This window comes from Pseudomonas sp. PICF141 (genome assembly GCF_002286815.1).
GTDB lineage: Bacteria > Pseudomonadota > Gammaproteobacteria > Pseudomonadales > Pseudomonadaceae > Aquipseudomonas.
Window position 1 is genome coordinate 25,447 of the sequence record NZ_MUNM01000028.1, and the last position, 13,706, is coordinate 39,152.

At 58.6% G+C, this 13,706-nt stretch carries 5 protein-coding genes and 1 pseudogene; 2 read left to right on the top strand and 4 right to left on the bottom strand.

Going from position 1 to position 13,706, the window contains the following annotated elements; all coding sequences use genetic code 11:
* The first annotated feature begins 35 nt into the window (after positions 1-35).
* The gene (locus BZL43_RS05455) at positions 36-1,292 is read left to right on the top strand and encodes a hypothetical protein (protein ID WP_095631363.1); all 1,257 of its coding nucleotides are present in this window, start codon (positions 36-38) and stop codon (positions 1,290-1,292) included.
* Positions 1,293-1,350: 58 nt separating this feature from the next.
* Here the strand turns inward: BZL43_RS05455 and BZL43_RS05460 are convergent, their stop codons facing one another.
* The 3 genes from BZL43_RS05460 to BZL43_RS05470 all read right to left on the bottom strand — a co-directional run bounded on the left by BZL43_RS05460 (position 1,351) and on the right by BZL43_RS05470 (position 10,054).
* Positions 1,351-6,015 (bottom strand): dermonecrotic toxin domain-containing protein, encoded by a 4,665-nt coding sequence (locus BZL43_RS05460; RefSeq protein ID WP_256582808.1) that lies wholly within the window; start codon positions 6,013-6,015, stop codon positions 1,351-1,353.
* A gap of 171 nt (positions 6,016-6,186) precedes the next feature.
* A complete protein-coding gene (locus BZL43_RS05465) occupies positions 6,187-9,300 on the bottom strand; it encodes a transglycosylase domain-containing protein (protein WP_095631365.1) in 3,114 nt (1,037 codons plus the stop codon).
* Between the two features lie 295 nt (positions 9,301-9,595).
* Positions 9,596-10,054: a transposase gene (locus BZL43_RS05470; protein ID WP_095631366.1), complete on the bottom strand. Its 459-nt coding sequence runs from the start codon at positions 10,052-10,054 to the stop codon at positions 9,596-9,598.
* 746 nt (positions 10,055-10,800) lie between these two features.
* On the opposite strand from BZL43_RS05470, the gene BZL43_RS05475 reads away from it, so the two are divergent.
* Positions 10,801-12,222: an amino acid permease gene (locus BZL43_RS05475; protein ID WP_095631367.1), complete on the top strand. Its 1,422-nt coding sequence runs from the start codon at positions 10,801-10,803 to the stop codon at positions 12,220-12,222.
* 156 nt (positions 12,223-12,378) lie between these two features.
* Here BZL43_RS05475 and BZL43_RS05480 read toward each other — a convergent pair.
* Positions 12,379-13,502: pseudogene (locus tag BZL43_RS05480) on the bottom strand (OpgC family protein).
* Positions 13,503-13,706: the final 204 nt, after the last annotated feature.

Here is a 13,706-nt window from a genome sequence, read left to right on the forward strand (position 1 = left end):
CCTATCTCATCTGAACAACTTTCATAGAGCAAACCATGAACCTCAAGACTTCACTTCGGGGATGGCTGCGCCATGGCCGGTTGTTGGCGCTGCTGGCCATCGCACCCTCGGCAGAGGCGGCAACCCAGGAGATCCGGGCGCTTTTCACGCCGGATCCTGCTAACCCGCTACGTAATGAATTCGTGAACAAGACCCCGGAAAGTGGTTATTGCGAGTACTACCCGGATATCTGTCGCGCCAGCAACACCTTCAGTCTGCGTTTGATGACGCGGCTCGAGTCGAACAAGGCCATGCAAGCGGGCGCCGATCCGCGTAACAGTGCCATGTTCAAGGTACCGGGGAACTGGCGCAGGTTGACAGTCACGAACGCAGAGACAGGACGTATGGAAACGGTCGAAGTGCGTATTGCCGGCATTGGCTCCAATTATGTGTTGAGTGATACGGCGGCCAGCCTGACTGGCGCCTCGAACGCACAGGAGGGGCACAACAGGCTATGGAAAGGTTATGGCTGGGTAAATTCTGCGCCGCCTTGCGAAACCACGGGCGTTGGTTTTTACGGGGCGAGCACTTACGCCTTTTTCTGGAAAACCCCGAATGAAACCCCTTGCGTCAAGACCGCCAACTTTACAATTCCTGGCATGACCTACGGTTACCTGGACTTTGCCTACGAACTGCGTACCCCTAATCCGCTAGGCATGTTCTCAGGGCTCTATACCGGTAGTTTGAGTTATCGCCTTGGGCCGGGAGGCGATTTCGATTTCGGTGATGTCATGATTCCGAACGATCCGGACCTGACCCTGGATTTCGTGCTGGATGTGCAGCACATCCTGAAAGTCGATATTCCGCCCGGGGGTGAAAAAGTTCAGTTGGTTCCGGCCGGCGGCTGGCAAAGTTGGCTACAGGCCGGGCGCCGTCCGGTGAGTTTATTCCGTGATCAGACGTTCAACATCTCGGCTTCTTCGCGCTTCAAGATGCAACTGGAATGTGAAACGCCGGGGATAGTCACCGACTGCCAGATCATCAATCCGCACACAGGAGGTGGCGTCGAATTGCAGGTCAGTGTCAGTCTGCCCAATGGCTTGAACGACCTTGCCGGCCAACCCGTCAAGCGGCGGCGACTGCGAACCGGGCAAGCCAACGCGCTCCACTTGCAACCCGCTTTTTATGTGGACAATACACCCGGGGTTCTGCATTTCGAAGTTCCAAAGTACGTGATGGAATTCATGTTGCTGCCAGGCATGGGCGGCCGTTATTCGGGCAGGGTCACGGTGATCTGGGACTCGGAAGTCTGAAGACGCGTGGGTGTTGGCAACTCGCCTGACCGTGCGGCCGGGCAGGCGAGTCAAGGTTTTACGAGGCGGCTCGGCTCAACGCTGCGCGAGTCAGGCTTCTGGCCAGTTCTTTTTCGTCATTCCCCAGATCGACCAGCAAGCGGTTGATGATTTCATCACCCAGCGGCTCATCGATGAATACTTCTGTTTCACGGATCGAGAATCCGTCCATCAATGTTGTCAGCCGGTTTTTCAGATCGCGACGCTGCAATTCAGTGAGGGTTTTGTCGGCCCATTGCCGTTGCGCGGTTTGCAAATCATCGAGCTGCGCGCTCTTGTTCTGGAATCGCCGCTTATTGGTTTCCATCCTTACGGGATAGCGTTCAAGCAAGTAGTTTTCCCAAAACGCCTGCTCCAGCATCCGGTCCACCAGACCGTCGCCTTCGGCCAGCGCCAGAACCGTGTCATAGGCTTGATCGATCATCGCGTCGCTGACACCTGACACTTCCCGGAACAGCATGTGCTCCGATTGCCATGGCAGATTCAAGCGCCGGGCCAGGCCGGTCTGGTAAGCCAGGTAGACTTCGACTTCGTCCGGGGTGCCGGGACGGCTGGCCATGTCGGCCCGGGCAATGTCATTGACCATTTCCAGGTGGGCGGCACCTTTGGCCAGGGTGACCAGTTTTTGCTCCAGTTGCTCGGCGCCAATGGAAAAGGAATAGGCCTCGGAGGCCAGTACCTCTATGCCCATGTTGTTGAACAACTGCGCGCCGGCGTCGGCGCAGCGGACCGGGTCGATGGCCATGATGAACAGTTTTTCCCGCAGGCGAGTGTCGATATGAACGGCATCCATCACCCGCCATACCCGCTGCAACAGGTTCGTCCGGGCTTCACCGCCGGCCAGAAAGTCGGCAGAGTACTGAGCATCGAGCAACGTGGCCACGAAGCGTTCGGCATGGGGTTCATCCATCAGTTCCGACAATAGAATGTTGCGATCAACTCCCCAACCCGGCACAGCGCGCCAGTGCGCCTCGTAATTGTTGGAAATGATCAGCGGTGGATTCGCCCTGGCTGAAGGGGCGACAGATTCGGGCGGCAACCCCACGGAACGACGCAGCGTTTGATAGTGCAACAAGTCGGGTTCTGTCAGGCGTTCGATACTCAGCCGCGTGCGGGCCACGATTGCCGCTTGTGACGAGCCGGGAACAACGTCAGGCATCTGGATGATGGGGTTATCGCGCAAATCCAGGAAAAACCCGCGAGGACGGGCTTTGGCAAGCACTCCCTCCGGCCAGGTGGCAAGCCCGGTGTTGCGCAGCGTCACCACCTTCAATCGCGGCATGCGACCAATATGCGGCGGCAAGGCCAACGGGTTGTTTTCGAGTCTGAGGATTTCCAGGTACGTCAGGTTTTTCAGCTGCTGCACCGCCGGCGCATCCAGCACAATCTGGTTGTCGCTCAGCCTCAAGCGTTCAAGTCTGTGCATGGAACCGATACTTTTGGGCAGACGTGTCAGCTCACAGGCTTTGGCACTGAGTTCGCGCAGGTTCGGGAAGTCCTTCAACAGGCCATTCGACTCGCTGGAAAATCGGGTGTTATCGAGTTTCAGCACAGTAATCTTGTCGAGAAACTTCTTCAGCTCGGGGCGTTTCGACCACCAGGTCTGCAAATCCAGTGACAGCAATTCCCGAGACAGGTCGAGCGAATACCTGTCCGGATCGGTACGCGTACCCAATTCGGTATTCTTGCGTTCGAAGCATTCGATCAGGCGTTCGGCGATATGCCGCCCCCCTTTTTCGCGAAAGCCCTGGCTACCAGGGCCCCAGGTCTGCGGTTGCTGGTATTCCCAACGGTTAAGGATTACGCGCAGTTCATCGAAATCGTTTTCCTGTTGTTCAATAGCCTGCAGTGGTTCGCCTTTTGCGATCAAGGCATTGGCAAAGGCCTCGACCTCGTTGGCGCTGAAGTCGGGGTGCAGATCCTGAATGCGCTCCTGCAGGGTTTCGCCGCCCCGGCTGAGGGCTCCTCCGCGCACCAGGAACATCGTTTCATGCTCGACAACGGCGCGAATCGGCGGCGTGGCAAGAACGCTTCGACGCTCAGCGGGGGCAGCGCTCTTGGCAATCATCCATTGCCTGAAGAACTCGACATCACCCGGTTTATAGCCCAAGGCATTTCGCCCATTGTTTTGCGTGGCCAGGAGGATGGCTTCCAACAGGCCAACGGCTTCATCACGCCGCGGATTCGACGCATCACCCAGCTGGTAATTTCCCGAGTCGTCGCGAATCAGTACCCGCACGTGCGTCGCGTCTTCGGCGCCAGCGCTGCAACGAAGCGCTCCATCGAGCGTCCCCTGACGGATCTCGATGCGCAAGTCAGCGAATGTGTCGGAGTGAATACGCAGGGCTCCCAGCACCAGGCGTTCGGTATCGATGTTGCTCGGGGCATCGCCGTACAGGCCTTGGGCGGCCCGGACCGATTGCGTCTCGAACTGCAGCTCCCGTGCCTGGGTTTTCAGGCGCAGCGGCAGACGATGGTGTTGTGCGATCTGCTGATGTTCAACGGCGGTGGCGCCGGCCAGGATTTTTTCCGAAACGCTGGCGGGGAGTTCGGGGAAATCTTTGAGCAGCCCGGCGATATCGGAAGGCGGCGCCGCAATGACATTCTGGGCAGACGGTGCGAGGCGTTGCAAGGTGTCGGTCAGGAGCGGCGGAGGGGGGGCATTTTTTACATGCATTCTGCGCAATACAGCTTCATCCGTGCCACTGATCTGACGCAGCTGTTCCAGTTGTGAATCACTGAAGTCGTCGGCGGCATGACCGAGACGCCGCATCAGCGTCGAACCTTCCCACTGGCGCGGATGTTCGGTTTCGCTGACCCAGGCTCCGTGGCCGTTGTGCCGCAACGTCGGTGCGTAGGCGTCGACGCGTTGCGGATGCAGGATGCGATGGTGTCCGGTGGCGGGGTCTTGTTCCACTTCGAACAATTGACTGTCCAACTGCACCAACTGTTTGCCTTCATGCCGGTAAATGCCCAATTGATCAGGCTTGGCGCCATTGAACAAGGCAAGGTCCGGCTGTTGATAAGCCGACAGATCGGGGTTCCATAGCTTGGTCTGGCCATCGCCCATCTGTACCGGCTTGAGGCTCTCGACAAATGGCGAGAGGCGCAAACCGGCGCTGCTGCCGATTTTTACGCCAGCGGCGAATGCGCCCAGTTGAACCACGCTTTCCAGCACGCCAATGGCTTGCTCCCCGGCTTCGGCCAAGCTGCCCTGAGCCAGGTCGAGAACGCCTTCGAACACACTTTCGGTCAATTGAAACGCCGTGTAGGCCAGCATCAGTTCGCCCAGATAGGGCACGAACGGCGTGACCACCAGCAACGCGACATTGAGAATGTCCGAGAGCATTTTTTCCAGGTTGTCCCACCACGCCCAACGGGCCATGCGATCGGCGTAGGCGGTGGAAATCGCGATTTCCCGGGCATCGTTGAAAATCTTGTTGAGTTTGCGCTGGTAGACATATGCCCAGAGATCACCGGTATAGCGGGTCTCACGATCGTCTTCGATTCTGGTAAGGCTGAATTGCAGGTTCGGATTATCCACCGGTGTTTCCCGCCAGCTGGGCAGACTGCCGCCGGGAGGTGCCTGCTGCCATTTCACTTTGCTTAGCCGGTCATTGAGCCGGGCGAAGAAATGGCCGCGCTGATGTTGCGCAACAAACTGACTGAAGAACACCTGGTAGTTATCGGCGGCGGTTTCTGTCGTCGAGCCATCGCGCAGTTGGCGGGTCAGTTCGGTCATGAATGCCAGCCCCGAGGAATATTCCTTGAGCGGGTGTTCGGGATCGTGGGGGACATAGGCAATCAGCGGTGTGGCAGTGGTCGCCGTCAGCACATCGGGGGCGATCACCACAATGCCGGTCAGCGCGGCGTCCATCATGCTCAGGTTGTAATAGTGAACGGGCTTGCCGTGCCATTGCAGATGCTTGCGCGCATCAAGCATGCCCTGAATCACGCGGTGGGCTTGTGCACCGATATCTTTTTTCATCAGCGCCATGCTGGCGGCGGCAGCCAGGTTTTTTTTCTGGCTGTCGATGACTTTATGACGCAACACGTTCCTGGCCAAGGCATCGGCCGGCTGTAAAAACGATTTTAAATGCCGTTCATATTGAGCGCCGATGTCCAGTTCACGACAGAGCGCCTGGAACTGTTCGACCGTCACCTGTGGCTGAAAATGTCGGGTAGTGAAATGGCCCCGGGCGTCGGGCCGGGTGATGAAGTCCGAATCGGCATGGAATGTTTCGCCGCTGGCAAAGTTGTGCAGCGCCGCATCGAGCAAAGACACGGTTCGGCTTCGTGTGGCGGATGCGAAGTCACGCACCCACCAGGCCCCCTTTATGGGTGCATACAGATGCAGCCAGATGTCCTTGACCTCATCTTCTATACCGAACCGGTCCTTCAAGGCTTTTTGCAGCAAGGGCTCGGCGAAGGCGTACGCATCCTGCAGGCCGCTGAGCATCCGATCCACGTTGTTCTGGGCGAGCCAATGTTGTCTGACGGCGTTCTGAAGCTGTTGGTGAGCGGCCGCCGGGGCGTTCCGGTGCCACTCGGGCAGCGTCAGTCGGACATTTTTCAGGGCATTGACGCGATGTGCCGAGGCGTTTGCCAGCCACGGCGGGATGGCGTTTTTGATGACTTGGTGATGAACACTTTTGCTGGGTTGGGAGGGTGGCGCAGTAGGCATGTCTGGATCGTCCATTGATCATTGCTGGGACGATCAGCCTAGGTAACGGGGTTGCCAAAAAAAAGTTCAAATACCGGGAGGAAATGGCGGTCGCCAATGCACTTCGCACTCAAAATTGAAGAGTGAAAAATAGATGGATACCGCCACGCCGGGTCACTGGGTTGATCCGGCTTAGCGCACAGCCGTTGTCACCGTTCCCTGGCACAACGTCTGGGTGCCCGGTTGCAGATAGGGCGACAGAATCGGCGCCATGCCCTTGAGCACCTGCGCGGGCAACGCCGAGGTGAATTTGAAATTCTCCGCCGTGCGACCGGGAACATAGGCGGTGAGGGTGCCGAAATGCTTGTCGCCGATATAGAACACGAACGTTGCCGTGCGGTTGATCGATTTGGAGCTGAGAATCCGCCCGCCGGAGCCGATGGCCTCAATGCGGTTATCGCCGGTGCCGGTCTTGCCCCCCATGGCCAACGGGGTGCCATCGGCCAGTTTGAAGCTGCCGGCCAGGCGCTTGGCCGTGCCGGCGTCCACCACCTGCGAGAGGGCTTCGCGCATCGCGGCGGCCACTTCCGAAGGCATCACTCGTTTGCCAACCATCGGATTGTTGACCAGGCGGGTTTCATAGGGCGTATCTGCCGCGAAGTGCAGGCTGTCGATACGCAATGTCGGCATCCGCACACCATCGTTGAGAATGGTGCCGATCAATTCAGCCAGCGCAGCGGGGCGATCGCCCGAACTGCCGATCGCAGTGGCCAGCGATGGCACCAGATGGTCGAACGGATAGCCGACTTTCTGCCAGCGCTGGTGGATGTCGAGGAACGCTTCGATCTCCAGCATGGTACGGATGCGGCTGTCGCGGGCGCCCTTGTGACGGCTTTTGAATAGCCAGCTGTAAACCTCCTGGCGTTCGAACTGGCTGGCTTTGACAATTTGGCTGAACTTGGCGTCGGGGTTGTTCAACAAGTAGCCGATCAGCCACAGATCCAGCGGGTGAACCTTGGCGATGAAGCCTTGATCCGGCAGGTCGTAACTGCCAGGGCCGTAACTCAGGTAGAGGCGTTCGAGGCGTTCATCGGTCAGTTTTTCTGTGAGCTTGGCGCCTTTGAGGTGTGAGCGTACGAAGGTATTGAAGTCTTCCTGGTCGGCCTGGGGGAATAGATAACGATGCACGGCGGCCATGCGAATCGGCGTCGGGCGCATGCCATGGAGAAAGGTCTCGAGCCGCGCCTGGGTGTCCTTGTTGCGGTATTTCTTCCAGAACTTCAACAGAAATGAAGTGCCTTCTCTGTCGGCGAATGAAGCGAGGTATTCCTGACGCCGCGGGTCACGGTCGTCCTTGAGCAATTCGGCGCTGCTGTTGGGGCCCGCGTAGGTGCTGTAGCGCACCAGGTCACGCATCAGCCGAATGAATGGCAGGTTGATCGACTCGCGCAGCGCATCGCGCAGGGTCGGCAGGCGGCCGTTGTCTTCCTTGCGAAAGTTGACGAACGTGTGCAGTCCACCGCCAGTGAAAAAGGCCTCGCCAGGGCTGGCGGAGTATTTGCGATCCAGCGCGGCGCCGAGCATTTTCGGCAGGCTGCGGTCGGTGTTCTGAATCATGTAATCGACGGCCCAGCGGGACAGACGATCCGGGTCGGCGACTTCGGTTTTCTTCAATTCGGCGACGCTCATGCTGGCGTAGCGATCGTGCAGTTCGGCGATGATCTGCAGGTAAGTGGTGAGCACGCGCATTTTTGCGGTGGAGCCCAGTTCCAGCTTGCTGCCTTCATTGATGTCGAATGGCTGGTCGGTGCTGTCGGTTTGCACCCGCACGCGCGAACCGTCCGGCGTCAGTTCGAACAGGGTGAAGCTGTAGCGCACCTGCGCGGTGTTGGTGGGGGTAAGCAGGCGTTCGCCGATCAGGCCGATTTCCGCTGCATAAGCGGGATCGGCCAGCTGCTTGAGGTACGCGGTGGCCTGGGTTTGCAGTTCGCCTTGCAAGGTGCTGGTGGCGGACAGGTCGAGGCGGTCGAGATCATACAGCGGACGATTGAGCAAACCGGCCAGGCGGCTGCGCGCCACACTGATGCCTTTGTTGGTCTCGATGGGCTGAATGGTGGGCTGGGTGGCCCAGTCGCGATAAATCACTTTACTGGCCAATGCCGCCGTGGCGAGTGGCGCATCGATCACGCCGTTTTGCGACAGCAGGCGGATATGACTGTCGGTGAGGCTGGCCAATTCATCACGACCCTTGGTCAAGTAATGGGAAGGGCGGCGCTGAGCAATCATCAGTGACAGCATTTCGCGTAGGGCCAGGCCTTTTTCCGACAGGCTTTTCGGGTCGGTGTCGGTGCTGGCCAGCCGTTCGTTGGCCTTGTTGAAGTCGGCGCCGTACCAGACACGCAAACCTTCGGCCATGCCATGCACTTCACCATGGCCCGGTACCGCCGACAGCGGAACACTGTTGAGGTAGTCGCGAATCACGTTTTGTCGCGCCTGCAGGGTGTCCGGCCCCGCCTGATAGGCGCGCACGCTGGCGGAAATCATCTGGCGGATCTTTTCCGCACCCGACACCGTCAAGCCATCAGGCGAATGCCGATATTTCTCAAGTTGCGTGGCCAGCGTACTGCCGCCTGCCGACTGACCGGGCAAGCCCAACAGCTTGGCCACCTGGGACCACGCCGCCTTGCCGAACCGCGGCCAGTCCACGGCGGGGTTGGCCTGGGGCTGACGGGGATCGAGCAAAAAACGGTTTTCAATAAACAGCAGGCTGCTGACCACGACCGGCGGGATCGCGGCAAAGCTTGAATAGAGTTGCTGGGGGTACTTGAACTGGTACAGCGGGGCCGCGCGGCAATCGGTGATCGACAGCCCAGCCTGGATTTTTTCGGCATAGGGCACAAAAAAACCCTTGTCGGTGTAGTCCATCAGCGCGGGGGAAAAGCGGGTTTGTGCTGCTATGACGTAATCGCGCTTGAGCAGGCGCGGTAGAAACTCGTCCATGGCGCTGTAACCCAAACGCTGATCGAACGGGCCTGCGCCAGGGTAACGAATCGCATCGCTGGGCCCGGGTTTCAGCTCGTACTTCAGCGAGGCGGCGTATTGGCTGATTTCCCGGGCCTGAAACTTGGAGGTGCGCATTTCCTTGGCCGCGGCGAGGCCCAGGACAATCAGGATAATCAGCAACAGCAACCAGAAAGCCCCCCAGCCGTGCCGGGAGCGACGGGGTTTCTCAGGTAAAGGCGCTTCATCCACTCGTTCAGTCGGAACCACGGTTTTACTCGAATCGGTTTGCCACAAAGCGCCCATAGTCGACTGATCCATTCACGCAGATTGATCGGACTTGCTTGAAGCTTAGACGGTGGTTGGCGTTGGTGAGGAAATAGTGAACAACCAAATATCGAGTACACACCATTTCTTGTGGCAAGACGGCTGTTGTGGGGAGGCGGTTTGCTGTTGCGAGGGGCTGTTGTGGCGAGGGGGCTTGCCCCCGTTCGGCTGCGCAGCAGTCGCAAACCCGTTGCACGCGGTATGTCTGATACAAATTAGTGCTGCTTGTTTTTGGGACTGCTACGCAGTCCAACGGGGCAAGCGCTGTTCAGTGTTATAGCCAGCAGGCATCCCAGAGCGGGTAATCGCCAATTTTTTCCACCAACCCTGCGCGCAATGGATTGGCAACAATGTAACGAGCGAACGGCAGGAGTTCTTCGCCATCGCGGATTGCTCGATCGTGATAGCCGGTTTGCCACAGCGGACCACTCCGACCGGTCATTTTGTTCACCGCCTGGGTGCTGCGTGACTTGGTAGAGCCGACAACACTGCCCAGATTGTTGTCCCGCAGCTGCATTAGCCAATGGAAATGATCGGGCATCACTACCCAAGCGATTGAATCCACTAACCCCGCGTCGTGAACTCGACGCAGTTCTGCGACCAGCAGACGTCCCAATTGCCAGTCAGAGAATATAGGTTGGCGTTCGTGAATAACTGCGGTGATGAGGTAAGCGCGGCCGTTTTCGGAGGCTCTGCCAAAGCGCAGGCGATGAGAGTTTGGTTGATTAGGCAATCCATTGCTTCCTTGCGTAAGTAGTCAACTTGACGTTCTCAGGCTAGTTCCCGACTTTCTGGAATGGGTCCGTAATTGTTGAGTGAATATTCCGATTACTGCGAAGGACTAACTGCGGTGAAGGTGCAGTTATGCCAAGAGTTGTGGCGAGGGGGCTTGCCCCCGTTGGACTGCGCAGCAGTCCCCCCCAAACTTGAACCCCCAATGTAGTATCAGACATACCGCGTGCAACGGTTTTGCGACTGCTGCGCAGCCGAACGGGGGCAAGCCCCCTCGCCACAGCAGCTCTCTTGCTGCACAACAGCTCTCTTGCCACACAGCAGCTCTCTTGCCACAGCAGCACCATGTCCCCGGTCCAGACTCAGCTCCTTCACCGCAAGGGGTGATTGTCTGAAACAGCTGGGCCAGACGCTTCAAGGCGGTAAATGCTGCCGAAGTAGAGGCATGACGATGCACCATTGCCGTGCAATACTCGGCGCCGTTTCAGTGGCGAATAATCCTGCATAAGGTAGGTAATGCCCCTCCGTAAACCGCGCTTTCGCCGCGAGTTATGGCTGAATGTTGTGGTTTATAGAGTGAAAAATCCTGCTGGAAGCTTTTTATACTGCGCGTCCCGCTGATCTTGCAGGTTTGTCCTGCAAGACGTGTCTGCCCACGAGGCAGGCCCGGTATCAACAGGCACTGGCTTATCGGTCGGCGCCTCGACACTCGGTGGTCATATCCAATAACAAGACGAGGTTGTACTTATGCCAGTCGGCAATCACCTGCCTCACGGCGAAACCGCTCAGGGCGGCCCGCTTAAACGCGAACTCGGCGAACGGCATATTCGCTTGATGGCGCTCGGTGCCTGTATCGGCGTAGGCCTGTTCCTGGGTTCGGCCAAGGCCATCGAAATGGCCGGACCGGCCATCATGCTCTCCTACATCATTGGCGGTCTGGCGATCCTGGTCATCATGCGCGCCCTCGGCGAGATGGCTGTACATAACCCGGTCGCCGGCTCGTTCAGCCGTTACGCTCAAGACTATCTCGGCCCGTTGGCAGGTTTTCTGACCGGCTGGAACTACTGGTTCCTGTGGCTGGTGACCTGCGTCGCGGAAATCACTGCGGTGGCGGTGTACATGGGCGTCTGGTTCCCCGACGTGCCGCGCTGGATCTGGGCGCTGGCGGCCTTGATCAGCATGGGTTCGATCAACCTGATCGCGGTGAAAGCCTTCGGTGAGTTCGAGTTCTGGTTCGCCCTGATCAAGATCGTCACCATCATTGCGATGGTGGTCGGCGGTATTGGCGTGATCGCATTCGGTTTCGGCAACGACGGCGTCGCCCTGGGAATTTCCAATCTCTGGGCCCACGGCGGCTTCATGCCCAACGGTGTGCAAGGCGTGTTGATGTCCTTGCAAATGGTGATGTTCGCCTACCTGGGCGTCGAGATGATCGGCCTGACCGCCGGTGAAGCCAAGAACCCGCAGAAGACCATTCCCGATGCGATCGGCTCGGTGTTCTGGCGGATTCTGCTGTTCTACGTCGGCGCCTTGTTCGTGATCCTGTCGATCTACCCGTGGAACGCAATTGGCACCCAGGGCAGCCCGTTTGTGATGACCTTCGAGCGCCTGGGCATCAAGACCGCCGCCGGCATCATTAACTTCGTGGTGATCACTGCGGCGCTGTCGTCCTGCAACGGCGGCATCTTCAGCACCGGGCGCATGCTCTACAGCCTGGCGCAGAATGGCCAGGCCCCGGCCGGTTTCGCCAAGACCTCGAGCAATGGCGTGCCGCGTCGCGCCTTGCTGCTGTCGATCGGTGCCTTGTTGCTGGGCGTGTTGCTTAACTATCTGGTGCCAGAGAAAGTCTTCGTCTGGGTCACCGCGATTGCCACCTTCGGCGCGATCTGGACCTGGGCGATGATCCTGCTGGCCCAGCTCAAGTTCCGCCAAGGCCTGAGCGCCAGCGAACGTGCCGGCCTGAAGTACCGCATGTGGCTGTACCCGGTCAGTTCTTACCTGGCGCTGGCGTTTCTGGTGCTGGTGGTCGGCCTGATGGCGTACTTCCCGGATACTCGCGTGGCGCTGTATGTCGGGCCTGCTTTCCTGGTGCTGCTGACGGTGTTGTTCTACCTGTTCAAGCTGCAACCGACCAATGTGTCGCAAGGTGCGGTGCGTTCGGCTTCTTGAGTCTGTAACGCCAGAAATACAAATGCCCCGGTTTGGATGACCGGGGCTTTTGCGTTTTGGAAGATCAAAAGATCGCAGCCTTCGGCAGCTCCTACATTGGGATGGTGTACACCCTGTAGGAGCTGTCGAGTGCAACGAGGCTGCGATCTTTTGATCTTAAGCCGCCGACACCACAATCGAGCGATTCAACCGCTTGTTGAAATCCAGCCAGGCCCCCAGCAGCATCATCAGCCCGACCCCCAACATTGCGCTGAATACCTGCATCGCCAGGGCATTCGCGCCCAAGGCGTTGAGCATGTCCGCCAACGGCGCCAGCAGCACGCCGAAACAAAACACTTCCAGCGAATAACGGCCCATGCGACAGCTTTGCCGCGCGAGCCAGTGTTGCGTCCAGCCGTTGTCGGGCAACAACCTGGCGGTGACGTAGGCGAGGGCGAGGAAATGTAGCAGGCGCGCCGGCGAGAGGTTGGTCTTGCTGATCGGATAGAGCCATTCGGCGAGTGTCTGGGGCATGAAGGCTTCATGCATGGCCGGCCATTTCCATGACACCGCAATCAGCCCGGTGACCATCAGATAGGTTAGCGCGGCGATAAAAACCGGCTGCCGGGTCAGCGGTCGAGGTTGCGGCGCCCCAGGCCTTTGCCCGTGAATCGCCGCCGCGCCGCCGAGAATAAACAGCAGTTGCCAGGCCATCGGGTTGAAAAACCACACGCCACCGTCGGTGCCCGCCAGGTTCCACTGAAGCCATGGCGCCAGCAAATACACCACCACCGACAATCCCACCACGTATCCAGGCTTGCGCAGCAGCATTGGCAGCACCAGCGGCAGTCCGAGCAGCAACAAAATATACAGCGGCAGCGGGTCCGTCAGGTTCGGTTTGAAGCGCAGCAACAGCTCATCCATCAATGCCTGCTGCGGATTGTTGAGAAAGTACTGTAAGCCCATTTCCTGCACCAGGTCACGGGTTTCCACGTGGCTGTTGGCAAAAAAAACGATGCCCATCAGCAGCGCCAGCAAAAAGATATGCACCACATAAAGCAGCCAGGCGCGTCGCAGGATTTTTACCGTGGCGATCAGGAACCGTCGCGCCGGGCGATTTTGCCGTAGGCCAGCACGGCCGCGTACCCGGCCAGGAACACAAAAATTTCTGCCGCATCGCTGAACCCGAAATTACGCACCGTGAACTGCGCGAGCGGGTTCTGTGGCACGTGATCCCAAAAGATGAAGATCAAGGCCAGGCCGCGAAAAAAGTCGATTCGGTGGTCGCGTTCAAACGTCATGATGGCGGGCTCTTGAACCGGTTGAGTAGGGGCGAGCGGCGCGCAGGGTGGCGTGATTCGTCGGCAATTGCAAAAGGCTGGATATTACCGAATGTCTCAGGGGTCTATAGCGAACGGATCGCGACGGCGTGTCCGTCGGTCTGCTGGGCCGTTCGCGCCCAGAACGCCCCCTGATGGCGGTCTGTCCAACATCTACACTTCGTT

Bases quoted from the DNA above. Each gene is read 5' to 3' on its own strand.
- BZL43_RS05465 (WP_095631365.1), bottom strand. From the start codon at position 9,300: ATGGGCGCTTTGTGGCAAACCGATTCGAGTAAAACCGTGGTTCCGACT.
- BZL43_RS05475 (WP_095631367.1), top strand. From the start codon at position 10,801: ATGCCAGTCGGCAATCACCTGCCTCACGGCGAAACCGCTCAGGGCGGC.
- BZL43_RS05455 (WP_095631363.1), top strand. From the start codon at position 36: ATGAACCTCAAGACTTCACTTCGGGGATGGCTGCGCCATGGCCGGTTG.
- BZL43_RS05460 (WP_256582808.1), bottom strand. From the start codon at position 6,015: ATGCCTACTGCGCCACCCTCCCAACCCAGCAAAAGTGTTCATCACCAA.